Genomic DNA, 23018 nt, shown 5'->3' with positions numbered 1-23018 from the left:
GTAGACCAAACGGCGATGCCGCGCGTTGATGAAAAAAGGTCCCGGGCATAGAAAACGCATGACGTTCGCGCTTGATGCAAGAAAGTGTGCGCATGCAGACAGGCCGTCCGGTAGAGCAGTGAGATCGTTCGATGGGCGAGACGATTCGTGTAACGGAGCATGGCATGCCGTGCTGGTCAGTGCTGGTCAGTATGGCGAGCAGAGGGCGCTGGAGAGGCGGCAACGTGAGCCGGCAATCGCTGCACATTCGCTGTGATGTGAGCGGAAGATTGTAGGTGAGCGAATCTGTGTTTCCAAGTGAGGATTGCTGGGAGGCGGGTACGGCGCGATTTTCGCAACGTAGTTCGTGAAAAAAAATTTAAAAGGGTTTAGGATGAATTCGAGCGATGTCGTTTCCGAATAGCGCGCCGCGCACGACATCGGTCTAGACTTCGGCGAGGAGGTAGCATGGATATCTACAGCAGTTTCGCGACCCGCTTCGAGAAAACGCGAGAAGATGAACTCTCGCTCGAGGAGTATCTCGCGCTCTGCAAAGACAATCCCGCCGCGTACGCTACGGCTGGCGAACGCATGTTGACGGCAATCGGTGAACCAGAACAGATCGACACTCGCAACGATCCGCGCATGTCGCGTATCTTCGCGAACAAGGTCATCAAGGTATACCCCGCATTCCGTGAGTTCTACGGAATGGAAGAGGTGATCGAGCAGGTGGTCGCCTACTTCCGGCACTCGGCCCAGGGGCTCGAAGAAAAGAAACAGATTCTGTATCTGCTGGGACCGGTCGGCGGCGGTAAATCGTCGATCGCGGAACGTCTGAAGCAACTCATGGAACGTGTGCCGTTCTACTCGATCAAGGGCTCGCCCGTGAACGAGTCGCCTCTCGGTCTGTTCGATTACGACGAGGACGGTCCGATCCTCGAAGAGCAATACGGTATTCCACGCCGCTACCTGAAAAACATTCTGAGCCCGTGGGCGGTGAAGCGCCTGCACGAATACAACGGCGACATCCGCAAATTCCGCGTGGTGCGCCGCTACCCGTCGATCCTTCGTCAGATCGGTATTGCCAAGACTGAACCGGGTGACGAAAACAATCAGGACATTTCGTCGCTGGTCGGCAAGGTCGACATCCGCAAACTCGAACAGTACGCGCAGGACGATGCGGACGCATATAGCTACTCCGGTGGCCTGTGCCTTGCGAACCAGGGCTTGCTCGAGTTCGTCGAAATGTTCAAGGCGCCGATCAAGGTCTTGCACCCGCTGCTTACCGCGACTCAGGAAGGCAACTTCAAGGGCACGGAAGGGTTCGGCGCGATCCCGTTCGACGGCGTGATCCTCGCCCACTCGAACGAGTCGGAATGGAAGGCGTTCCGTAACAACCGCAACAACGAAGCACTGCTCGACCGGATCTTCGTCGTGAAGGTGCCGTACTGCCTGCGCTACGGCGAAGAGGTCAAGATCTACGAGAAGCTGCTGCGCAATTCGTCGCTGGCCAGTGCGATATGCGCGCCGGGTACGTTGAAGATGATGGCGCAGATGTCGGTGCTCACGCGCTTGCAGGAGCCGGAAAATTCCAGCCTGTTCTCGAAGATGCAGGTGTACGACGGCGAGAATCTCAAGGACACCGATCCGAAGGCCAAGTCGTATCAGGAGTATCGTGATTTCGCGGGCGTGGATGAGGGGATGACCGGCGTGTCGACCCGCTTCGCGTTCAAGATCCTGTCACGCGTATTCAACTTCGATTCGACGGAAGTCGCAGCGAACCCGGTGCATTTGATGTACGTGCTCGAACAGCAGATCGAGCGCGAGCAGTTCCCACCGGAAACCGAGCAGAAGTATCTGTCGTTCATCAAGGACGTGCTGGCATCGCGCTATGCCGAGTTCATCGGCAAGGAGATTCAGACCGCGTATCTGGAGTCGTATTCCGAGTATGGACAGAATATTTTCGATCGCTACGTGACGTATGCGGACTTCTGGATTCAGGATCAGGAGTTCCGCGACCACGACACCGGCGAGAGTTTCGACCGCGCGGCGCTGAACGCCGAACTGGAGAAGATCGAGAAACCTGCGGGCATCAGCAATCCGAAGGACTTCCGCAACGAGATCGTGAACTTCGTGCTGCGTGCGCGGGCTGCAAATGCGGGGAAGAATCCCGCGTGGATCAGCTACGAGAAGCTGCGCGTCGTGATCGAAAAGAAGATGTTCTCGAACACGGAAGAACTGTTGCCGGTGATCTCGTTTAACGCCAAGGGTTCGGCGGAAGAACAACGCAAGCACGAAGACTTCGTCAATCGCATGGTGACGAAGGGCTATACGCCGAAGCAGGTGCGCTTGCTGTGTGATTGGTATCTGCGCGTGCGCAAGTCGTCATGATACGCACTGCGTGCCGCCCGCGTGGTCCGACCGCGCGGGCACCTTGCGAGGCGCAAGTTGCATGGACATAGCGTTGCGTTTGCAGACATGCCTATTGCAACGTGCGTCTCGCGCAGCGGAAATACTGGAGACCGGGCGTGCTTCATCAAATCATCGACCGCAGGTTAGCTGGTAAGAACAAGAGCATTGCAAACCGCGAGCGTTTTTTGCGTCGCGTTAAAAACTACATTCGTCGCGCCGTCTCGGAAGCGGTTCGCGATCGCAGCATCAAGGATATTCAGAACACCCAGAGCATCACCATCCCGCGCAAGGACATCGCGGAACCGTCTTTCCGGCATGGTCCCGGCGGCAAGCGGGAAATGGTGCATCCGGGCAATTCCGACTACATCCGCGGCGACAAGATCCAGCGCCCGCAAGGGGGCGGAGGCGGAGGCGGGGGTAACCAGGCGAGCAACGAGGGCGACGGTCAGGACGACTTCGTGTTCGAGCTGAGCCGCGAAGAATTCATGCAGTATTTCTTCGACGACCTCGAACTACCGCGTCTCGTCAAAACCCATCTGATGGCCGTGCCTACGTGGAAAAGCATCCGCGCCGGGTGGGCGGCCGAGGGTACGCCAAACAATATCGACGTCGTTCGTTCGCTGCGCAGCGCGCTCGGGCGCCGGATTGCGCTCGGTGCGCCGCTCGTCAATCAGTTACACGAGATGGAACGGCAACTCGAAGTGATGAAGGCCGATCCGGACGACCGTCGCGACGAGATCAAACTGCTCGAAGAGGAAATTCACCATTTGCGCGGGCGCATCTGGCGCATTCCGTTTATCGATCCGTTCGATCTGCGCTACGTGAACCGGGTGAAGCAGCCTACGCCGTCCAGCCAGGCGGTGATGTTCTGTCTGATGGATGTGTCCGGTTCCATGGACGAGCAGCGCAAGGATCTCGCCAAGCGCTTTTTCATCCTGCTGTATCTGTTCCTCAAGCGGAACTACGAAAAGATCGAAGTGGTGTTCATTCGTCACCACACCCGTGCCGAGGAGGTCGACGAAGACACGTTCTTTCATTCGACGGAAAGCGGCGGCACGGTGGTGTCGAGCGCGCTGGAGCTGATGCAGAAGGTGATGGACGAGCGCTATTCGCCGACTGAATGGAATATTTACGGCGCTCAGGCTTCCGACGGCGACAATTGGACCGACGATTCGCCCAAGTGCCGCAAGATACTTTCGGATGACATCCTGGAGAAGGTGCGCTATTTTGCATATATCCAGGTTACGCCGGAAGAGCAGAACTTGTGGCTCGAATATGCACAGTTGGCGCTGAGCCAGCCGCACATGGCGATGAAGAAGGTCGAAACCGCGGCTGACATTTATCCGGTGTTTCGGGAGTTGTTTGAAAAGCAGGTGGCGTCGTCATGACGGCAAAGCACCTGCCCAACGAAGCGCGCGGCAAGCAGCCGGCGCGCGGGAAAGGCGTGCCGCAGCAGCAACAGTCGGGGCATGCCGAGGCGAAGGCGGACGATACGGGAGCCGCCGCAGCCGGAGCAGTCGACGCCGCTGCAGCACGGGGACACACCGGAACGCCCACTGAGGGGCAAAGGGAAGTCCGTATGAACGTAGCCGATAGACGGCCTCTGCCGTGCCCGTCCGACTGGACCTTCGAATTGATCGAAGAGTACGACTCGCATATTGCCCGTGTTGCAGAGCAATATGAACTCGACGTATATCCGATCCAGCTCGAACTCATCAGCGCCGAACAGATGATGGACGCTTACGCGTCCGTCGGCATGCCGGTGAACTACCGTCACTGGTCGTTCGGCAAACACTTTCTCTCCACCGAAAAGAGCTACCGTCGCGGGCAGATGGGGCTGGCGTATGAGATCGTTATCAATTCGAACCCTTGCATCGCGTACCTGATGGAAGAGAACACGATGACGATGCAGGCGCTCGTCATCGCGCACGCGGCCTATGGCCACAACTCGTTCTTCAAGGGCAACTATCTTTTCAAGCTGTGGACGGATGCGCACGCAATCATCGATTACCTCGTCTACGCGAAGAATTACATCGCCGAATGCGAGGAGCGCTTCGGGCTCGACCGGGTGGAGGAACTGCTCGACTCGTGCCACGCGTTGATGAACTACGGCGTGGACCGTTACAAACGTCCGCAGAAACTGTCGCTGGAAAAGGAGTTTGCGGCGCGCCGCGAACGTGAGGCTTATCTGCAATCGCAGGTCAACGAACTGTGGCGCACCTTGCCGACCCGGCATACGCCGTTGCCGGAGGAAATCGAGGAGCGTTATCCGCCTGAGCCGCAGGAAAACCTGCTGTATTTCGCGGAGAAGAACGCGCCGCTGCTCGAGCCGTGGGAGCGGGAAGTGATCCGCATCGTGCGCAAGGTTGGGCAGTATTTCTATCCGCAGCGGCAAACCCAGGTCATGAACGAAGGCTGGGCGACGTTCTGGCATTACACCTTGCTCAACACGATGTATGCCCAGGGCAAGCTGGAAGACGGCTTCATGATGGAGTTTCTCCATTCGCACAGCAATGTGGTCTACCAGCCGCCGGTCACGAAACCGTACTACAGCGGCATCAACCCGTATGCGCTCGGCTTTTCGATGATGAGCGACATCCGCCGGATCTGCGAATCGCCAACGGAAGAGGATCGCAAGTGGTTCCCCGAGCTGGCGGGCAGTCCGTGGCTGCAGGCGATGCACTATGCGATGCGCAATTTCAAGGACGAGAGTTTCGTCGCGCAGTATCTGTCACCGCATCTGATCCGCGAGATGCGTCTGTTCTCGGTGCTGGACGACGACATGCGTGATGCGCTCGAAGTGTCGGCGATTCATGACGACAGCGGGTATCAGTACGTGCGCCAGGCGTTGTCGCGGCAGTACGACATGCATCATCGGGAGCCCAATATTCAGGTGTGGGCGGTGAATACGCGTGGCGACCGGAGTCTGACGCTGCGGCATTTCATGAGCGACAACCGGCATCTGTCCGGCGATAGCGATGAAGTGCTCAAGCACATGGCGCGTTTGTGGCAGTTCGACGTCTACCTGGAAAGTGTCGATGAGAATGGCACGGTGAGGAAGCGGTATGAATGTAAATACGTGCCGCCGGCGATAAGAGTTTGAGTTCACCAGGTCTTGTTGCATGGAGGCTGGTTTTCTGATCTGTCCGAAGCCCCTGTTTGTCTGTGACGAACAGGGGCTTTTGTCACCGGAGTCTGGCAGGTCGCCTCGCCGCCATCTTTCAGTAATTTGTGAAAAAGTACTGAAAAACCCACAAACTGGTATTTTTCAGTAAAATATAAAAAATTACTGAAAGATCCCATGCCGTCTTTTCCTCTCTACGAGCAGCAAGAACAAGCCTACTGCTCCCAGTTCGCCAACATTGAACAGGCCGCCGCCACTCAGGACAAGGTCCTGATGGGCGCGCCCGGAACGGTTATCGAACATAAACGGGGCGGGGCCATCTACTACGCCCGTCAGTACATGGGGCCGGAAGGCAAAAAGCAGGAGGAGAGCCTTGGCGGTCCCAAGGGTGATCCAGAAGCGGATAGCCGGGTAGAGGAGGTGCGGCAACGCATCGATCTGAGCAAGGATCTCATCTCGCGAATCCGCGACCTCGGCAAGCTGGGTTTTCAACTGGCAGACAACAAAACCTATGCTACCGTCGGCGTTCTTTACAATTACGGCCTTTTCGAGGCCGGGGCTGTGCTGGTCGGCTCGCACGCTTACGCCGTGATTCTCAACTCGCTCGGCATCAAGGCCGTCTCATACGAGACCGAAGACATCGATATCGCGCGCCGGCATCAGCTCGCGCTCATCAACGTTCCCGAAGGCGGACTGCTCGCGATGCTGAAGGAGACCGGCATTAACTTCGTGCCGGTCCCTTCCATGAAACGCGGCGAGGCGTCCACATCGTTTACAGAAGCAGGGAAGTCGCGCTTTCATGTCGACTTGCTGGTTCCCTCGCATGACGACTCGTTTCCCACGGTGTCTGTGGCCGAGCTCAATGCGCATGCCACGGGCTTGCCGTATCTGGCCTACCTGCTAGGCCGCTCCCAGACCGGAACGCTCGTGTCACGGCATGGCGCCGTGCCCGTCCGCGTACCTGACGCGGCCCGCTTTGCCATCCATAAACTACTCGTGTCGCGGCTGCGAACGAACACGCTCGTCAAGTCGCAAAAGGACGTGCGCCAGGCGTCGGTATTGCTGGCCATGCTCGGCGAACATCGCACCGGCGACATCGAAGACGCCTGCGCCGAACTTCCGCGATCGGCGCGCGCACTTGTGCGCCGCACCTTGCCTGAGGTCGAAGCGCTAATGCGCGATGCTCACGAAGCCGGGCTCGAAGAGCTTGCAACGAGCCTCTCGGGATAGTCCCTAACAAACCCCCATCTTTCCCTTGCAATTCTGTAAAATTCGCGCACGCGCGCTATAGGTGCCACCGCGGTACCTCGATGCGCGTGTTGTGAAGGCGGCGCCACGACCGCTACCGCCGTTTAAAGACAAGGAAAGACAACAGCATGACCGACCTGACCGACCAAACCGTGGCCACGACTTACGACGCGCGCGACACCCGGCGCCGCATCTTCGCGATCGTTGGCGCTTCATCGGGCAATCTAGTCGAGTGGTTCGACTTCTACGTGTACTCGTTCTGCGCGCTGTATTTCGCGCCGGCCTTTTTCCCGAGCGGCAACACCACCACGCAGTTGCTCAACACCGCCGGCGTCTTCGCCGCGGGCTTCCTGATGCGCCCGATCGGCGGCTGGTTCTTCGGCCGGCTCGCCGACAAGCACGGGCGCAAGACCGCGATGATGGTGTCGGTGTTCATGATGTGCGGTGGCTCGCTCGTGATCGCCGTGTTGCCCACCTATGCGCAGATCGGCGCATTGGCGCCGGCCCTGCTGCTGGTCGCGCGCCTGTTCCAGGGCCTGTCGGTGGGCGGTGAGTACGGCACCAGCGCCACCTATATGAGCGAAGTCGCGCTCAAGGGCCGTCGCGGGTTCTTCGCATCGTTCCAGTACGTCACGCTCATCGGCGGGCAGTTGTGCGCGCTGCTGGTGCTGGTGGTTCTGCAACAAACGCTCTCCACCGAAGAACTGAAAGCGTGGGGCTGGCGCGTGCCGTTCGTGATCGGCGCGTTGGCGGCGCTGGTCGCGCTGTATCTGCGTAAATCGCTCGAAGAAACGACCACGGCCGAAACGCGTCAACGCAAGGAAGCCGGCACGCTGCGCGGCTTGTGGGCGCACAAGGGTGCATTCGCGACGGTGCTCGGCTTTACGGCCGGTGGCTCGTTGATTTTTTACACGTTCACGACGTACATGCAGAAGTACCTGGTCAACACGGCCGGTATGCACGCCAAGACGGCCAGCAATGTGATGACCGCGGCGCTGTTCGTCTACATGGTGATGCAGCCGGCGTTCGGTGCGTTGTCGGATCGCATCGGCCGCCGCCGTTCGATGCTGTTCTTCGGCTTTTTCGCAACCATCGGCACCGTGCCGCTGCTGCATGCGTTGAAAGACGTGACGAGCCCGTATGCGGCCTTTGGCCTGGTCGTCGTGGCGCTGGCGATCGTCAGCTTCTATACGTCGATCAGCGGCCTGATCAAGGCCGAAATGTTCCCGCCGGAAGTGCGCGCACTGGGCGTGGGGCTGTCGTATGCAGTGGCGAATGCGATTTTCGGCGGCTCGGCGGAATACGTCGCGCTGTGGCTGAAATCGGTAGGCAGCGAGACGACGTTTTACTGGTATGTGACCGCGCTGTGCGCGATCGCCGGCATCGTGTCGCTGCGCATGCGCGATCCTTCGAAAGAAGGCTATCTGCGCCACGAGCCTTGAGCTTAAGCTTGAACGATACGCTCGAACAGCGCGCATGAGCGCTCTTTGAGAACGGCGGCTCGGGGCACCCCGACCGCCGTTTTTTTATCCCACCGGCAACTACGGCAACTACGGCAACTACGGCAACTACGGCAACTACGGCAACTACGGCAAGCACGGCGCGAAGCGCACGCTCAAGCCACCACGATCTCCGTTCCCAGCGCATGAAGCAGGTCGCGCAGCGACTCGGCTTGCGCCATCTTCGCATCGCTGCGCAAATGAATCTGCACGGCGCGCCCCGCGATCCCATCGACGGGATGCGCAAGCCACAACTCCACGGCAAGCCCCAATCCTTCTGGCTGATTGACGACGACCGGCTCGATCACACGCGGCTTGAAACAGGCACTGTCGGACATGGTGATTAACCTCCGGGCTGATGACGGTTCGAGGTCCATCCTAATCAGCCGCACGTGCAAGCCCAAGCGACAAATACACGTTTGCTAATGAGTGGATGCTTAGCAGAAAACGCGCTTATTACAGGAGCATTTCTTGGTTCGGAGCGCGCGGCGTCGCTGCTAATGTGACGCCGATGCGTGGCCATCGGTTGCACCTCGCGCTTGCGACAGATTTACGACGGATATCGTCGACACGCATCCGTTTCTGAAACATCGCACGCATATTGAACAAGCATCACGCACAAACAAAGAGATCCATAAAAATGAAATCAAAAGTACTCGCTGCCTGGTTAATGACACTGACGGGACTCTCGCTGACGGCGCCGGGGCTCGCTTATGCCGACCGTCTCGACGACATCAGGAAGGCTGGCGTACTGCGCGTCGCGACCTTCGACAGCAATCCGCCGTTCGGTTACGTCGACGGCACCAACAACCATATTGTCGGTCTCGACGTCGACTATGCGAAGGCGCTTGCCGACAAGCTCGGCGTGAAACTCGAACTGCAACCGACCAACCCGGCCAACCGCATTCCGTTCCTGACTTCGAAGAAAGTGGACTTGGTGCTCGCCAACTTCACGATCACCGACGAGCGCGCCAAACAGGTCGATTTCAGCATTCCGTATTTCTCGTCGGGCCAGCAGTTCCTGGCGAAGAAGGGCGTGCTGAAGTCGACAGATCAGATCAACAGCCTGCGAGTGGGCGCCGACAAGGGCACCACCAACGAGATCACGCTGCGCGAGAAATTCCCGCAAGCCACGATCGTCGCGTACGACGACACGCCGTTCGCGTTCGCGGCTTTGCGCGCGGGCAACGTGCAGGCGATCACGCAGGATGGTCCGAAGCTGGTCGGCCTGCTCGCGAACGTGCCGGACAAGCAGAACTACGAGATTCCGGCGTTCACGATTTCGAACGACTACATGGGTGTCGGGATTCCGAAGGGCGAGACGCGCCTTGTCGGCTTCGTGAACGACACGCTGAAGGGACTGGAAGCAGACGGCTCGGCCGCGACAATCTACAACCGCTGGTTCGGTCCGCAAACGAAGACGCCGCTCGCGCGCATCTTCAAGATCGGCGACAAGACCTGATCACCGTGTCGCGGTAGCATCCAGGCACCCGGTAATGAACGGGCACGTTGCCGACGTGCCCGTCGGCGTTTTCGAAAGAAGCAGGTTCAAAGATGCAGGTGTGGCTCGCTCCAAAGTATCTGATGTGGCTGTGGCAAGGCTTCGGTGTCACCGTCGGTCTTGCGTTGACGGTGGCGCTCGCGGCCACCGTGTCCGGCTTCGTGCTGGCGATCGCGCGTCATGCGCGGTATGGCTGGCTGCGCCGAGCAACGGCTACGTATGTGCTGGTGTTTCGCAACACGCCATTGCTGGTGCAACTGTTCTTCTGGTACTTCGGCGCGGCCACGCTTATGCCTGACACGCTGATGCAATGGCTGAACACGCCGCATGGCGTGCACCTCGGCGCGTACGCGTTGCGCTGGCCGTCGTTCGAGTTTGTCGCCGGGTGGCTCGGGCTTACGTGCTATACGGCGGCTTTCATCGCCGAGGAGTTCCAGGCGGGTTTGCGCGGCGTGCCGGGCGGTCAGCATGCCGCGGCCGCGGCCCTTGGCCTCACGCCATTGCAGGCGTTCCGCTACGTCGTTTTGCCGCAAGCCGTGCGCATTTCGCTGCCGCCGCTCTTCGGCCAATACATGAACCTCGTGAAAAATTCATCGCTGACCATGGCGATCGGTCTGGCCGAACTGTCGTACGCGTCGCGTCAGGTCGAGACGGAGAGCTTCAAGACTTTCGAGGCGTTCGGTGTGGCCACCGTGTTGTATATCGCGGCCATCGCGTTGATCGAAGCCGTCTCGCATACGGTGGCGCATACGCGTGACCGTTCATTCGCGAGGCGCTGAGCATGACATGGACACTGTTCGCCCATAACCTGCCGTATCTGCTGGTCGGCGCATTTCCGCAAGGACCGCTCGGCGGCGCGGCGCTCACGCTGGTGCTCGCATTGTGTTCCGCGCTTGCATCGGCCGTGCTCGGCGTCGCGGGTGGGAGTGCGCTGGCGTTGGCGGGGCGCATCGCCCGTGTGCCGTTGCTACTCGTGATCGGCTTCTTCCGCGCGATTCCGGTGCTGATGCTGATTTTCTGGACGTATTTCCTGCTGCCGATGGTCTTCCATGTCGACGTGCCGGGACTCGCAACGGTCGTCTGCGCGCTCTCGCTGATCGGCGGTGCGTACCTCGCGCACTCGGTGCACGCAGGCATTCGCGCGGTCGGCGAGGGTCAGTGGCAAGCCGGGCTGTCGCTCGGTCTCACGCGGATGCAAACACTGCGCTATGTGTCGCTGCCGCAGGCGATGCGCATCATGGCGCCGTCGTTCGTGAATCAATGGGTGTCGCTGGTGAAGGACACGTCGCTCGCGTATATCGTCGGCGTCGGCGAGTTGTCGTTCGTCGCGACGCAGGTCAGCAACCGGCTGATGGTGTATCCGGCGCAGATATTCTTGTTCGTCGGCTTCATCTATCTTGTGTTGTGCACGGCGCTTGACCGCATCGCCACTTATGCGCTGACGCGGCGCAAGCGCATCGTGCGGCCACGGGCACCGGCCGCCACCCAGGCATTGTCTGGCGACTGACCGGACAGCCGCTTCCAGCTACGGCTGCGTCAGATCATTTCGGATCGATCCGTCACGAGGTCCGTGACGAGCTCCGTCACAGCGGCGGCCGGATCGGTAATGACAGCCGGCGCTGCCGCGACCACCGCAGCCACCGCTGCGCGCTGCCGCACGCTCACGGCCGCGCGTGAGAGTATGAGCAGGTGGTAATAGAGCCGCGTGCTGAAACCATAGTTGTAGGCGAAGAGATGCGTGAGGGCGATCTTTAGCCCGGGCATCACCTGGCGATTCTTCGCATGAACCGAGACGACGATTGGCGCGAGACGGCGCAACGCCAGCTTGCGTGACGGTTCCAGTTGCACCGGCAGTTTCAGCGCTTTGACGAACCCATACGCACTGACGGTCGCGGCAACTGCCGTGCCGCGCGTGCTATGCGAGATCGAGGTCGCGGTCTTCCGATATACCGACACGTATTCGTGCAGATAAAACACCTCGCGCGCCGCGAGACAGAGTTCAGTGCCGAACACGAAATCGCAGCAAGTGCCGTACTGATCGCTGTAGCCGATCCGTTTGACGAGATCTGCGTTCGCCATCCAGCCGTTGTTCGGGAACATCTGGATCAGCCCGGTTCTACCCGGCAAAGTCTGCAAGCCTTCAGCGTCCCGGGTGCGTCGAAATGCGGTGTTCAGGCGTGCGCTGCCTTCGAAGTCGACGGCGCCCGTGTGGTCGGCCTCGTACTGATCGGCGAAGGCCACTTCGAGTTGCGGATGAAGCTTCCATAGCGACACCAGTTTTTCGATGCCGTCGGTGGTGAGCAAGTCGTCGTCGTGAATCAGCAGGATTTTGTCGCCGCGTGCGCGCGCGAACAGGTTCGCGACGTTGCGCGCCTGGCCGAGCGACGGCTGGTTCTTCGCATAGCGGATGCGCGGTTCATTCGCGTAGCGTTGCGAGATCAACTGCCGGGTGCGTTCGTCCTTTGAATCGTCGCCGATCACAATCTCCAGATTCCCATACGTCTGCGCGAGGCACGAATCGATGCACTCGACGATCAACTCAGGCCGATTGCAGGTGGGCAGGCAAATGGAAACCTTGGGAGAGGGGCGGGAGGGGCCGGACGAAGGAGTGGAGAAGGTGAACACGGGCGTCTCCGTTCTTATCTGTTAAGGGGCGCAGCCGGTTCGCTTTGCGCACACATTGCTGCATGCAGCAAAATAGTCCATTGCAGGAAAAAAATAATCCGTAATAAATCGGAAGAAATGTCCGCGCTGTGAAAGGGGTTCGAAGGGGAAAATTTGTGCGGCTTTGATGCCAAAACGCATCAAAGCCGCTTGGCTAGCGGTGGGGCTAGCGGTTAATAATTCAACTCACTGACGGTTCGCCTTCGCCGGGTTTTTTCCCTGGACGGTCCGCCGGCGACTGATCGCGCCCTTCGTCGTGGCGTTCGGGCAGTTTGCTCTTTTCGTTGTCGCTGTGAGTGGTGGGCTGCGGATGTTCGATGTCGGCGCCTTTGGGTTCTTTGGTTTCGCTCATTGCATGCTCCTGGTGTGAGAACACCTGCAGGACAGCAAGGCTTGGACCCGATAAACATCCGCGCTTACAAACAACACCTTGACCGCGCCCCATATTCAGCGCACCGTGAAGAAGGAAAACACCACGGGAGCGTGAAATGTCCCTCAACTTCCCGAACCCAAGCCGCAGCTATGACGCCTTCCGTCATTGTGTCAATTTCTGGGGCTATGACAATGCGCGCGAAATCGCCTTTACTGTCAACAATTCGGTCATTTCAAATCTGAGCCCGAGCGCAGGCTCCGACGAGCCGGCAGTGCTGGCAGCCTTCGACCGTCATCGCGAGCAAATCCTTACGCTCGCTCGCGGTCTGTATGTCGGCGGTCCGCAAAACCGCTACACGATTTCTTGATACAGCGAGCGCGGCGCGGCAGGTCCAACCGGACTTGCCGCGCGCCGCCTTGTTCCACAGCCGAAGCAGCGCGGCGCCTACCGGCGCCTCGCCTTGCTTTGTCGCGGGAGTTCCAGCATGGATGATGACCAGGTCAACCTAGAAGAAATTGCCGACAGCAAACGGCGGCGCGAAGCAGAACGCCTTGCCGAAAGCGAAAAAACAGCCGCACCCACGGCAAACGAGCCGCAGCAGGCGCAGGGCAATGAAACCGCGCCGAAGCAATGGGTCAAGCACGTGACGAAGTGGCTCGGTGCGAAACGCACGCTGATGGAAACGCGCCGACCCTTGATGCTCAAAAAGAAACCCGTCGCTCTGTAGGCATTCGGAACGAAAATAACCGGCGTAAAGCCGGTTTTTCTATTTGTGCCGTGCCCGTTGACGCTCACGGCAGCAGCGAAGCGGGCGCTTTACCCGATTCCGCGCGTCCTGCGCGCGGTTCATAATCACCGTTGCAGCGGAACGCGTGCTTGCGCCGTTTCCGCAGATCAATGCGTAGCCGCGCCGCTGGCGCGTCCGGAACCCAGCAAGGAGCCACCGATGCTCAAGGGTGACCCAAAAGCGAATCAGCTGTTGGCGGTGTTGCCCGAAATTGAGTGGGCGCGCATCGAGCCGCATCTGGTCGAAGTCGATTTGCCGTTAGGTCAGGTAATCTACGAATCCGGCGGTCAACTCGAACACGTCTTTTTCCCCACCACGTCGATTATTTCGTTGCTCTACGTGATGGAAGACGGCGCCTCGGCGGAAATCGCCATCGTGGGACATGAAGGCATCGTCGGCGTGTCGCTGTTCATGGGCGGCGAGACCACGCCGAGCCGGGCGATCGTGCAAAGCGCGGGCCGCGCCTGGCGCTTGAATGCTCGTTTGCTGAAAGACGAATTCAATCGCGGGGGGCCCATGCAGCGCCTTCTGTTGCGCTATACGCAGGCACTCATTACCCAGATGGCGCAGACAGCGGTATGCAACCGCCATCATTCGATCGATCAACAATTGTGCCGCTGGCTACTGCTCAGCATCGACCGCTTGCCATCGAACGAATTGCGCATGACTCAGGAGCTCATTGCCAATATGCTCGGCGTGCGCCGCTCCGGCGTCACCGCGGCGGCACTGAAACTGCAGAACGCCGGCTTGATCCGCTATAGCCACGGCCACATCACCGTGCTGGACCGGCCTGGTCTGGAAGCCCACGTGTGTGAATGCTACGCCGTGGTCAAACGCGAATTCGACCGGCTGTTGCCGGCATTGCAGGCGATCTAGCGAACGCCCCTGGCGAAGTAAGGGCGAGGCACTGCTGATTCGGCTCGCCGTCCAGCGCGCTAGCGTGTCGTTCTCGTTGCGGTGGACGCCGCGCTCGGTGACGCCCTGCGTTCAATCTCCTCGAATACGTCCATTAACCTGCCGATACGTTGGACGCTGCCAGCCGGTAGACGTCCTTCAGGCGGCGACAAGGCGAGAATCCGGCGTCGCCAGTAGGGCAGACCCAACGGCGGAGCAGTCACGAGAAAGGGAATAATCTGTTCGAGATGGGCGAGCTCGCTCTCAAATGGATAGTTCGACATAGTTTTTCCGTACGGGCAGTGAGTGCCTTCACACAGCCTGCGCGCACCGCGAGATTGTGTCTGCACGCTAGCGTACAAGATGCGAAGTCGCACCCTCTACACCGACAAATGCACGGATGTTGCTCGATGGCTTTCACCGGGGCGTCACACTCGCCCAACCGCCATTCAAGCGGTAGTTTCACGTGTCGGGCCGCCAGTCAGCGAAACGATGAAGTCGAAGAATGCCCGTACCTTGGCCGGTGGATGATGCCGCGAAGGATAGAGCGCATACAGCGGATAAACCTCGTCGCTCCAGTCGGGAAACAGTTCGACCAGTTTGCCATTGGCGAGCAACGACTCGGCGCCGAACGCGAGAATCTGCGCGACGCCCTGGCCGGCGGCGCACACGCTATGCAAGGTGCCGACGTCGTTCACGGTCAGGCGGCCTTGCGGCGTAATCATCGTCTTCTTGCGTCCGCGGTGAAACTCCCAGCTGAACGGGTAACCCGTTAGCGGATCACGAAACTTGATGCACACGTGCTTGCCGCTTTCGAGTTCGGCCGGGCTTTCCGGATGCCCATGTTTCTTCAGATACGAGGGCGCGGCGACGGTCAGAACCCGTGTATCGAGCAGCTTGCGTGCAATGAGCGACGAAACCGGCGGGTCACCGAAACGGATCGCAAGATCGAAACCGTCGGCAACCATATCGCCTAACTGGTCGCGCGTAATCAACTCGAGCTGCAGATCGGCATGCTTATCGACGAAGCCGCCGAGCCTCGGTCCTAGCACGAGACGCGAAAAGAACGGGTCCATGTTCACGCGCAAACGTCCGCGAACCGCCGTGGCACCCTGGGCCGCCGAAGCAGCTGCTTCTTCGAGTCCGCCGAGCAGCGGCACGATCTGTTCGTAGAAGCGCCGGCCTTCGTCGGTCAGCGTGACCGAGCGGGTGGTGCGGTCGAATAGCCGGATGCCGAGGCGTGTTTCCAGCCGTGCTACCGAACGGCTGACGCCGGATTGCGACATGTCGAGTGCTTCGCCTGCCGCCGCAAAACTGCCGCAGTCGACAATCGCCGTCAGCACGCCCATGCCGTTCAGCATGCGCTCGTCAAATGGCATGTGATATTCCCTTGTTACGCATTAATGCATGACATGCTATCGCGAAATACTGTTTGAATTCACGCGGCGACGCCGGGAAACGCCATCTGTCCGAACCAATCAATGACACAGCATCATGAGTGGAATGACAGCCACGCTATCGCGTCAGGCGCTCGTTTGGCGCTAATCTGCAAAGGGTCGCCTGCTGCACGATGGAACGTGGTTCTCACCATGCGTCAGGCATATATGACTGATCAACGGAGAGCGTCATCATGTCGCGAGTTTTTATCACCGGTTCCGCCGACGGTCTCGGCCAGATGGCAGCGCGTCTGCTCGTCGACGCCGGTCATCAAGTGGTTGTGCATGCACGCAATGCCGCGCGTGCCGAGGAAGCGTTGAAGGCGGTACCGGAAGCGGAAACTGCTTTAGCAGGCGATCTGTCGAGCATTGCAGCGACAGTCGCGCTGGCGGAGCAGGTCAACACACTCGGCCGCTTCGACGTGGTGATCCATAACGCGGCGGTTGGTTATCAGGAGCCGCACCGGATTGCCACTGTGGACGGCCTGCCGCATGTGTTCGCGGTCAACACGCTGGCCCCCTACATCTTGACCGCGCTGATCACGAAACCGAAGCGGCTCGTGTATCTCAGCTCGGGCTTGCATCGGAGCGGCGACGCGAGCCTCGACGATCTGGCATGGGACCGGCGGCCGTGGCAGGGCGCAGCGGCCTATTCCGACTCGAAGCTGCATGACGCGCTGCTGGCGTTTGCGATGGCGCGCCGCTGGCCGGCGGTATTGTCCAACGCGCTGGAGCCCGGTTGGGTGGCGACGAAAATGGGTGGGGCAGGCGCGCCGGACGATCTGCAAGCGGCGCCGAAGACCCAGGTGTGGCTTGCCGTCAGCGATGAACCGTTGGCCACCGTCAGCGGTGCGTACTTCTATCACAAGAAGCCGCGCGAGGCGCATCCGGCGGTCCACAAGGTTGCTGTGCAAGAGCGCTTGATCGAAGCGTGCGAGGGATTTTCCGGCATCCGTTTGCCGGACTGACGCTAGCGGCGGCATTGCGCTGAGTCCTATGGGTCACGTCCGACTCAGCGTAGCCAGGGCCTGGCGCGTACGCGAATCCGCCACGCCGGTATTCAGCGCCCCGCGCCCTGGGTCGCCTGGCCACGCACGTCGCGCGTGACGGGCGCTTCGTCCAGATGGCGAAACACCCATGCGGACACCAGCGTGATGACACCCACGCACACGAAGCTCAGGCGGAACCCGAGCGCCGCCGATCCCCATTGCGCGGAGAACAGATTCACCAGCCCGCCGCCGATTGAGACACCCAAGCCGATCGCCAGCATCTGCACCATCGAAAAGAGGCTGTTGCCGCTGCCGGCATCTTCATGCGAGAGGCCTTTGAGCGTGACGCTGTTCATCGCCGCGAATTGCATGGAGTTGGCGCCGCCGAACACTGCCAGAATCACGATCTCGACGATGAGCGGCGTACCACGCGTAATCAATGCGAACGCAACGATCGCCGACCCCACGATGACCGTGTTGACGAGCAGGAACGTGTCGTAGCCATAGCGGCGCACGAGCGGCGCAATCCAGCGTTTGGTGAGGGTGCCGGCAAGTGCGGCAGGCAGCATCATCAGGCCGGAATGCAGCGGTGTGTAGCCGAGTTGCAATTGCAGCAGCAACGGCACGAGAAACGGTACGGCGCTCGAGCCGATGCGGCACACCAGGTTGCCGATCAGACCGACGCTGAAATTCGGCTCGCTAAAGAGCGAGAGTTTGAAGAGCGGATTGTCGCGGCGCTTTGCGTGCGGAATGTAGGCAAGCGCGCTGACTACCGCGAGCGCGAAGAGACCCGCCGACCATGCCGCGCGATGCGTCTCGACCGGCGCCTCTACGGCGAGCGAAAACGCGATCATGCACAGCGACAGCAGCCCACAACCAACGAAGTCGAACGGCGGCGCCTGGGTTTCGCCATGCGCCGGCAAATACCGCTGCACCGCGTAGAGACCCAGTGCGCCGATCGGCACATTGATCAGAAAGATCCAGTGCCACGTGATGGCCTCAACGAACCAGCCGCCGAGCGTCGGGCCGGCGATCGGCCCTAACTGACCAGCGATCGAAATGAACGCGAGCGCCGAGACGTATTGCTCGCTCGAGACGCTGCGCAGGACGGCAAGCCGCCCAATGGGCAGCAGCATCGAGCCGCCCAGTCCTTGCAGGACCCGCGCCATCACCAGTTGGCCGAGCGTATGTGCGCTCGCACAGCAGATCGACCCGAGTACGAATACGAGAATCGCCACGAAATAGACGCGCCGCGTGCCGAAGCGGTCGGCGAGCCAGCCCGACGCAGGAGTGAGCATCGCCATGGTCAGCGTGTAGGCAACCACGATCGGCTGCATCGCGAGGGGCGCGACGTGCAGGCTGTTCGCAATCGACGGCAACGCGGTGTTGACGATCGTGGTGTCGAGCGACTGCATGAAAAAGCCGGCGGCGACGATCCAGAGCAGTGCGGTCTGGGCGGAATCCTTGTTCATGTTCAATTGAGCTGCGGGGGCGGCGGGGCGGACGGACTGGCGGGCCGAGCTCGGAGCGATCGTTGGGGGGATTCCGTCATGATATTGACATCCTCGTCAATCGGGAACCCCACTAGGGTTGTTGACTGTTATCGACTTTGCCGATGACCAGGACCACAATGACGCATGCTCAATCCCATCTGGCTCAAGACCTTCGCGACAGTCGCGGCCTGCCATAGCTTCACCGAGGCGGGGCGGCAACTCGACCTTACGCAGTCGAGCGTCAGCGAACACATCCGCCGGCTCGAACAGAGCGTCGGGCGCCGCCTGTTCGTGCGCGACACCCATTCGCTCGCGATGACCCCGGACGGCGAGGCCATGCTCGCGCACGCCAGCGTGATCCTGCAAGCGCTCGCGCGGGCCGAATCGCAGTTTCGCGCGCCGCGCCTGAAAGGGCGCGTGCGGCTCGGTTCATCGGACGACGTTGCGCTCGGGCCGCTGCCTACGGTGCTGGCGGCGTTTCGCGACGCGCATCCCGATGTCGAACTTGAAATCACTATCGGTATGACCGGCAAGCTATATGAATTGCTGGACGCTGGTTCGATCGATCTGCTGGTCGGCAAGCGGCGTCTGGGTGACCGGCGCGGCGTGCCGCTGTTCACGGGGCGGCTGGAGTGGCTGGCGCGTACCGGCACATTGGTCGATCTCAGCCAGCCGTTGCCGCTGATTCTGGTCGCCGAGCCGAGCGTGACCCGCGCGGTGGTGCTCGACGCGCTGGCCGAAGCCGGTTTCAGCTGGCAGGTGGTGTGTACGAGCAGCAGTCACTCGGGCTGCATTGCGGCCGCGCGCGGCGGGCTCGGTATCACGGTTCGTCCGCAGTATCTGGCCGCGCGGGGCCTGACGCCGCCGCTCAACGCGGCCAGTCTGCCGACGCTGCCCTCGGTGGAATTTATCGCGCTGGCCGCCAAACGGCTGAGCCGTCCGGCGGGCACGTTGCTGCAATTGCTGCACGACAGCGATTTGCGCGGTTCGTGGATTGGTGAATGAAATCGCGCGGGAGTGGCTAGCCTGACCCGAGGCACTGTCCGCATTTAAGCGGGCAAGGCCGCCGCCAACGCGTCAAACTCCGCACCCCACGCCGCGCGCCATGCGTGGCGCGTCGCTTCGTCGATCCATGCACCGTCGATGCCGTTCAGCATGAACTGCCGCAACTCGGCAAGGCTGAAGCCGAAGTGGCTATGCATCAATTGCCATGCTTCGCTTGGCGTCACTTTGTGCAGCGTCGGGTCGTCGGTGTTCGGGTGAATTTTCAGGCCCAGACCCGGCATGCGCCGCATTGGATGCTGTTCGGCCCAGACTTCCGGGGCGAGTGTGCGTAAATAGTAGGAGTTGGTCGGCACCACGGTGAACACGATGCCGCGCTCCGCGTATTGGGCCGCCAACTGCGGGTTGTCGACGATCGTATAGCCGTGATCGATCCGGTCGCAGTGCAGCAGGTCCACGGCTGTCTCGACGTTGCGCCACGGCATGCCGAATTCGCCCGCATGCGCGGTGGTTTTGAAGCCGGCGTTGCGGGCATTGCGGTATGCCTTCCAGAACAACTCAGGTGGCCGGTCGTTCTCGCGGTAGTCGATACCGAGGCCCGCCACTTCCTCCGCGCGATGCGCGCACATCCAGTCGACCAGCGCGACCGCTTCGTCGGGATCGGCCTCGCGATCGATGCTTGGGATCAGTCGCGCGCTGATACCGAAGTCGCGCGCGGCGTCGCGAATCGCGGTGACGATGGCCGCTTGCGCATCCGCATAGGGAATCTTCGAGATGCGCACCGTGCCGGTAGGATTCCAGAAGAACTCGCTATGACGAACCTGGTGCGCGGCGGCATCGGCGAGATATTCGTAGGCGATGCGATGCAGGTCGTCCGCATGCGTGAGCAGATGTTCGTCGAGCGCGCGCAGCACACGCAGCACGCCGACGGGCTTTTCGCCGCGGGTATAGAACGCGTCGATTTCTTTTCGGTCGATTGGCGCGTTGCTCTTTTCGGCGAGCGCGATAAAGGTGTCGTGACGCACCGCGCCCAGCAGATGGCAATGCAATTCGACCTTCGGCAGGGCGGTGAAGAAGGCGCGATGGGCATCGGTGAGCGTCATGCCAAGGCGCGATGCGGGCACGTTGCCCAATGTCTCTTTCATGTCGGTATGGTTTTCGGTAGTGCGTAAAACTCGACGCTAATTCAGTTTAGTGCGAATGCAGGATAAAAATGTGCGGCAAAGCCGGGTAATCAGGGTGCTTAGGTGCAAACTTCAATGCGGCTTCACCACGGTATAGAAGTAATAGCCGAGCGGCACGGCCAGCACATAGAGACCCCACGGTACTTCACGGAAACGTCCGGCGAGCAGCTTGACGAGCACATAGCAGAGCAGACCACCCGCGATGCCGGTGCCGAAACTATTCGACATCAGCGTGAGCAGCACCATCGAAAGAACGGGCAGCGAGTCGCTGAAGTCGTCGAAATGCGTATGGCGAATCGTGCTGAACATCGACAGTCCGATCAGGATCAGTGCGGGCGCGGTGGCTTCCTTCGGAATGGCCAGAGCAACTGGCACGAACAACAGCATCAGTGCGAACATCGCGGCGGCCGCGAGCGAAGAAAGGCCCGTACGTCCACCGGCTTCAACACCTGCCGCGGATTCCACCAGCGCCGTGAGCGCCGGAATGCCGAACACTGGACCGAGCGTCGCCGCAATCGAATCGACCAGAAACGGGCGGTTGATGTTCGGCAGATTCGCGTTTTCGTCGAGCAGATCCGCTTTGGCGCCAACCGCGAGCGTGGTGCCGAGCGTCGAGAAAAACTCCGCCGCGAAGAACACGAACAGATACGGAATCGCGGCCACGCTCAAGGCGCTCGCAATGTCGAGCTTGAACGCAATCGGCGCGACGCTATGCGGCCACGACAGAAACGATGCGGGCATATGCGTGACGCCGAGCGGCACACCGGCGCCGGCCGCAATCAGGATCGCCCACAAGATCGCGCCGGGCACGCGGCGGCCTTGCAGCACGACAGCTGCGCCGAGGCCGATCAAGGCGACCAGGGTGCCGGGCCGCGAGAAATCACCGAGAGCGAGCGCGTTGGTTTTCGCGTTGGCGACTACCATCCCTGCGTTACGGAAACCCAGCACTGCGATGAACAAACCGATCGAGGCACCGAGCCCGAGCTTGATTTGCGCCGGAATCAGCCGCACCACGAGACTGCGTGCGCCCACCAGCGTCAGGATCAGAAACAGCACCCCGGACACGAATGCGATGCCCAGTCCTGTCTGCCACGCGACATGTTCACCCGCGAGCGTAATGCCGAGAATCACCGAGCCGCCGATACCGGGCCCCACCAGAAACGGCAGATTCGCATACAGCGCCATCAGCACCGTGCTCAGTACGAACACGAGAATCGTTGCGGTCGTCGCCGCGCCACGATCCATGCCGCCCGCCGACAGCAGCGACGGAATCACCACCAGCAGATAGGCAGCCGCCAGAAACGAGGTGATGCCGGCGACTGTTTCGGTACGCACGCTGGTCTTGCGCTCGGCGAGTGCGAAACGCCGTTCGAGCCAGCCGCCGCGCGCTGTGGGTGCCGGGTTGTTTGTTGTCGGCATTGAAGATTCGCTATTGATCAATTGATTCATCCTGTAACCACGCCCTTTATACTGCTGCGCATTGCGTCGATGCATTGCTCTCCATGACCGACCGTTCGTCCCTCTTGCCCGCGCTTACGCTGCGGCAAATCCAGTACTTCGTGACGCTTGCGCATGCACGCAGCTTCACGCAGGCCGCGCAGTCGCTCGCCTTGACGCAGCCCGCGCTCACCGCGGCGATCCGGCAGATCGAGTTCCTGCTCGGCGGCCCGTTGTTCGCGCGCTCTGCGCATCGGTTGACGCTCACGCATGCGGGCGCCAGCGTGTTGCCGCTTGCCGAGCGTCTGCTCAATCAGGCGCGCGGCACCTTCGACGATATGGCGAGCACCTTCGCCGAACGCGTGCAGACAGTGCGCATCGGACTGATTCCGTCGGCTGCGGCGCGCCTGTTGCCCGCGCTCGGCGCGTTGCGCGCACAACAAGCGTCGCTGCGCTTCACGCTGAACGACATGCCGAACACCGCCTTGATCGATGCCGTGCGCCAGGGGGCGGTCGATTTCGGCGTGGGTGTGCACGAGCCCGATGCGGCCGCGGCGGACAACGACGGCGAAGCCGCGTTGCGCTACCAGGACCTGTTCGAGGATCAGATCGTGGTAGTGGTGCGGCGCGACGATCCGCTCGCGCAGAAAAAGAGCCTTGCGTGGGCGAAGCTGGTGGGCCGCGATCTCGCGGTGTTCGTGCGCGGCAGCGTCAGCGACGCGTTGCAGCGCACCGGCGGGGCCGAAGGTCTGCAACTGACGGTCGCCTACCGCGTCGAGTACACCGAGCCGTTGTACGAACTCGTGCGCAACCGTCTGGCGATTGCGGTGCTGCCCAGTCTCTACACCATGCATCTGCACGACACGGAACTGGTCGCGTTGCGCCTCGACAAGCCGCGCGTCACCCGTTCGATCGCACTGATTTCGCTCGCCGGCGACGACCGCGGCCCGCACGTGCGTGCTTGCCGCGAATGGCTCGCCGCGCATATCTGACGCA

Annotated in this window: 21 protein-coding genes; 14 read left to right on the top strand and 7 right to left on the bottom strand. The window is 60.8% G+C overall.

Annotation, left to right across the window (positions count from 1 at the left end):
- Positions 1 to 447: 447 nt before the first annotated feature.
- From PQQ86_RS10175 to PQQ86_RS10155, 5 genes are all read left to right on the top strand, one after another.
- The gene (locus tag PQQ86_RS10175; protein ID WP_054039598.1) at positions 448 to 2370 is read left to right on the top strand and encodes a PrkA family serine protein kinase; all 1923 of its coding nucleotides are present in this window, start codon (positions 448 to 450) and stop codon (positions 2368 to 2370) included.
- 137 nt (positions 2371 to 2507) lie between these two features.
- On the top strand, positions 2508 to 3779 hold the full coding sequence (locus PQQ86_RS10170; RefSeq protein WP_063495930.1) for a YeaH/YhbH family protein: 1272 nt from the start codon (positions 2508 to 2510) through the stop codon (positions 3777 to 3779).
- Entirely contained in the window at positions 3776 to 5494 is a 1719-nt protein-coding gene (locus PQQ86_RS10165; RefSeq protein WP_408266248.1) for a SpoVR family protein, read from the top strand. The genes PQQ86_RS10170 and PQQ86_RS10165 overlap by 4 nt, the downstream gene beginning before the upstream one ends.
- Positions 5495 to 5692: 198 nt before the next feature.
- Positions 5693 to 6745 (top strand): GSU2403 family nucleotidyltransferase fold protein, encoded by a 1053-nt coding sequence (locus PQQ86_RS10160; protein ID WP_408266246.1) that lies wholly within the window; start codon positions 5693 to 5695, stop codon positions 6743 to 6745.
- Positions 6746 to 6891: 146 nt separating this feature from the next.
- Positions 6892 to 8205, top strand: a complete 1314-nt coding sequence (locus PQQ86_RS10155) for an MFS family transporter (protein WP_408266244.1) — start codon at positions 6892 to 6894, stop codon at positions 8203 to 8205.
- A gap of 173 nt (positions 8206 to 8378) precedes the next feature.
- Here the strand turns inward: PQQ86_RS10155 and PQQ86_RS10150 are convergent, their stop codons facing one another.
- Entirely contained in the window at positions 8379 to 8600 is a 222-nt protein-coding gene (locus PQQ86_RS10150; protein WP_054039606.1) for a hypothetical protein, read from the bottom strand.
- Positions 8601 to 8902: 302 nt separating this feature from the next.
- Here PQQ86_RS10150 and PQQ86_RS10145 point away from each other — a divergent pair, with 302 nt between their 5' ends.
- The 3 genes from PQQ86_RS10145 (at position 8903) to PQQ86_RS10135 (ending at position 11270) form a co-directional block, all read left to right on the top strand.
- Positions 8903 to 9724, top strand: coding sequence for an ABC transporter substrate-binding protein (locus PQQ86_RS10145; protein ID WP_408266242.1), 822 nt, complete (start codon positions 8903 to 8905; stop codon positions 9722 to 9724).
- 92 nt (positions 9725 to 9816) lie between these two features.
- A complete protein-coding gene (locus PQQ86_RS10140; RefSeq protein ID WP_408266240.1) occupies positions 9817 to 10542 on the top strand; it encodes an amino acid ABC transporter permease in 726 nt (241 codons plus the stop codon).
- A 2-nt stretch (positions 10543 to 10544) separates the two neighbouring features.
- Positions 10545 to 11270, top strand: coding sequence for an amino acid ABC transporter permease (locus tag PQQ86_RS10135; protein WP_408266238.1), 726 nt, complete (start codon positions 10545 to 10547; stop codon positions 11268 to 11270).
- A gap of 29 nt (positions 11271 to 11299) precedes the next feature.
- Here PQQ86_RS10135 and PQQ86_RS10130 read toward each other — a convergent pair whose 3' ends face one another.
- The gene (locus PQQ86_RS10130; RefSeq protein ID WP_408266236.1) at positions 11300 to 12388 is read right to left on the bottom strand and encodes a glycosyltransferase family 2 protein; all 1089 of its coding nucleotides are present in this window, start codon (positions 12386 to 12388) and stop codon (positions 11300 to 11302) included.
- Between the two features lie 220 nt (positions 12389 to 12608).
- Complete coding sequence (locus PQQ86_RS10125) at positions 12609 to 12779, bottom strand: hypothetical protein (RefSeq protein ID WP_408266234.1); 171 nt, start codon at positions 12777 to 12779, stop codon at positions 12609 to 12611.
- Between the two features lie 136 nt (positions 12780 to 12915).
- Here PQQ86_RS10125 and PQQ86_RS10120 point away from each other — a divergent pair, with 136 nt between their 5' ends.
- From PQQ86_RS10120 to PQQ86_RS10110, 3 genes are all read left to right on the top strand, one after another.
- Positions 12916 to 13167, top strand: coding sequence for a DUF1488 family protein (locus PQQ86_RS10120; RefSeq protein ID WP_093644935.1), 252 nt, complete (start codon positions 12916 to 12918; stop codon positions 13165 to 13167).
- A 117-nt stretch (positions 13168 to 13284) separates the two neighbouring features.
- Entirely contained in the window at positions 13285 to 13527 is a 243-nt protein-coding gene (locus tag PQQ86_RS10115) for a hypothetical protein (protein ID WP_408266232.1), read from the top strand.
- 219 nt (positions 13528 to 13746) lie between these two features.
- Positions 13747 to 14463, top strand: coding sequence for a Crp/Fnr family transcriptional regulator (locus tag PQQ86_RS10110; protein ID WP_408266230.1), 717 nt, complete (start codon positions 13747 to 13749; stop codon positions 14461 to 14463).
- A gap of 467 nt (positions 14464 to 14930) precedes the next feature.
- On the opposite strand, the gene PQQ86_RS10105 is transcribed toward PQQ86_RS10110, so the two are convergent.
- Positions 14931 to 15860 carry a LysR family transcriptional regulator gene (locus tag PQQ86_RS10105; RefSeq protein WP_408266228.1) on the bottom strand — a complete coding sequence of 310 codons (930 nt, stop codon included), beginning with the start codon at positions 15858 to 15860 and terminating at the stop codon, positions 14931 to 14933.
- 251 nt (positions 15861 to 16111) lie between these two features.
- Between PQQ86_RS10105 and PQQ86_RS10100 the strand changes: the two genes are divergently transcribed.
- Positions 16112 to 16885: an SDR family NAD(P)-dependent oxidoreductase gene (locus PQQ86_RS10100; RefSeq protein WP_408266226.1), complete on the top strand. Its 774-nt coding sequence runs from the start codon at positions 16112 to 16114 to the stop codon at positions 16883 to 16885.
- A gap of 92 nt (positions 16886 to 16977) precedes the next feature.
- Here the strand turns inward: PQQ86_RS10100 and PQQ86_RS10095 are convergent, their stop codons facing one another.
- Positions 16978 to 18378: a DHA2 family efflux MFS transporter permease subunit gene (locus PQQ86_RS10095; RefSeq protein WP_408266224.1), complete on the bottom strand. Its 1401-nt coding sequence runs from the start codon at positions 18376 to 18378 to the stop codon at positions 16978 to 16980.
- 165 nt (positions 18379 to 18543) lie between these two features.
- On the opposite strand from PQQ86_RS10095, the gene PQQ86_RS10090 reads away from it, so the two are divergent.
- Positions 18544 to 19404, top strand: coding sequence for a LysR family transcriptional regulator (locus PQQ86_RS10090; protein ID WP_154566661.1), 861 nt, complete (start codon positions 18544 to 18546; stop codon positions 19402 to 19404).
- A gap of 44 nt (positions 19405 to 19448) precedes the next feature.
- Here the strand turns inward: PQQ86_RS10090 and add are convergent, their stop codons facing one another.
- Together add and PQQ86_RS10080 are read right to left on the bottom strand one after the other, a co-directional pair.
- Positions 19449 to 20546, bottom strand: a complete 1098-nt coding sequence (add, locus tag PQQ86_RS10085) for an adenosine deaminase (protein ID WP_408266222.1) — start codon at positions 20544 to 20546, stop codon at positions 19449 to 19451.
- Positions 20547 to 20657: 111 nt separating this feature from the next.
- Positions 20658 to 22004: an NCS2 family permease gene (locus PQQ86_RS10080; RefSeq protein WP_408266220.1), complete on the bottom strand. Its 1347-nt coding sequence runs from the start codon at positions 22002 to 22004 to the stop codon at positions 20658 to 20660.
- A gap of 83 nt (positions 22005 to 22087) precedes the next feature.
- On the opposite strand from PQQ86_RS10080, the gene PQQ86_RS10075 reads away from it, so the two are divergent.
- Positions 22088 to 23014, top strand: coding sequence for a LysR family transcriptional regulator (locus PQQ86_RS10075; RefSeq protein WP_408266218.1), 927 nt, complete (start codon positions 22088 to 22090; stop codon positions 23012 to 23014).
- The last annotated feature ends 4 nt before the right edge of the window (positions 23015 to 23018 follow it).

Origin of the sequence: Paraburkholderia sediminicola, assembly GCF_046026675.1 — a bacterium.
GTDB classification, from domain to species: Bacteria; Pseudomonadota; Gammaproteobacteria; order Burkholderiales; family Burkholderiaceae; genus Paraburkholderia; species Paraburkholderia sediminicola_F.
The sequence above is the reverse complement of the archived record's forward strand: the minus strand, read 5'-3'. Positions and strand labels throughout refer to the sequence as shown.

Excerpts from the sequence above, each read along its gene's own strand:
- PQQ86_RS10105 (WP_408266228.1), bottom strand. The coding sequence starts at position 15,860 with ATGCCATTTGACGAGCGCATGCTGAACGGCATGGGCGTGCTGACGGCG.
- PQQ86_RS10115 (WP_408266232.1), top strand. The coding sequence starts at position 13,285 with ATGGATGATGACCAGGTCAACCTAGAAGAAATTGCCGACAGCAAACGG.
- PQQ86_RS10145 (WP_408266242.1), top strand. The coding sequence starts at position 8,903 with ATGAAATCAAAAGTACTCGCTGCCTGGTTAATGACACTGACGGGACTC.
- PQQ86_RS10175 (WP_054039598.1), top strand. The coding sequence starts at position 448 with ATGGATATCTACAGCAGTTTCGCGACCCGCTTCGAGAAAACGCGAGAA.
- PQQ86_RS10120 (WP_093644935.1), top strand. The coding sequence starts at position 12,916 with ATGTCCCTCAACTTCCCGAACCCAAGCCGCAGCTATGACGCCTTCCGT.
- PQQ86_RS10095 (WP_408266224.1), bottom strand. The coding sequence starts at position 18,378 with ATGAACAAGGATTCCGCCCAGACCGCACTGCTCTGGATCGTCGCCGCC.
- PQQ86_RS10135 (WP_408266238.1), top strand. The coding sequence starts at position 10,545 with ATGACATGGACACTGTTCGCCCATAACCTGCCGTATCTGCTGGTCGGC.
- PQQ86_RS10165 (WP_408266248.1), top strand. The coding sequence starts at position 3,776 with ATGACGGCAAAGCACCTGCCCAACGAAGCGCGCGGCAAGCAGCCGGCG.
- PQQ86_RS10090 (WP_154566661.1), top strand. The coding sequence starts at position 18,544 with ATGCTCAATCCCATCTGGCTCAAGACCTTCGCGACAGTCGCGGCCTGC.
- PQQ86_RS10150 (WP_054039606.1), bottom strand. The coding sequence starts at position 8,600 with ATGTCCGACAGTGCCTGTTTCAAGCCGCGTGTGATCGAGCCGGTCGTC.
- PQQ86_RS10140 (WP_408266240.1), top strand. The coding sequence starts at position 9,817 with ATGCAGGTGTGGCTCGCTCCAAAGTATCTGATGTGGCTGTGGCAAGGC.
- PQQ86_RS10075 (WP_408266218.1), top strand. The coding sequence starts at position 22,088 with ATGACCGACCGTTCGTCCCTCTTGCCCGCGCTTACGCTGCGGCAAATC.
- PQQ86_RS10080 (WP_408266220.1), bottom strand. The coding sequence starts at position 22,004 with ATGCCGACAACAAACAACCCGGCACCCACAGCGCGCGGCGGCTGGCTC.
- PQQ86_RS10100 (WP_408266226.1), top strand. The coding sequence starts at position 16,112 with ATGTCGCGAGTTTTTATCACCGGTTCCGCCGACGGTCTCGGCCAGATG.
- PQQ86_RS10125 (WP_408266234.1), bottom strand. The coding sequence starts at position 12,779 with ATGAGCGAAACCAAAGAACCCAAAGGCGCCGACATCGAACATCCGCAG.
- PQQ86_RS10160 (WP_408266246.1), top strand. The coding sequence starts at position 5,693 with ATGCCGTCTTTTCCTCTCTACGAGCAGCAAGAACAAGCCTACTGCTCC.
- PQQ86_RS10110 (WP_408266230.1), top strand. The coding sequence starts at position 13,747 with ATGCTCAAGGGTGACCCAAAAGCGAATCAGCTGTTGGCGGTGTTGCCC.
- add (WP_408266222.1), bottom strand. The coding sequence starts at position 20,546 with ATGAAAGAGACATTGGGCAACGTGCCCGCATCGCGCCTTGGCATGACG.
- PQQ86_RS10155 (WP_408266244.1), top strand. The coding sequence starts at position 6,892 with ATGACCGACCTGACCGACCAAACCGTGGCCACGACTTACGACGCGCGC.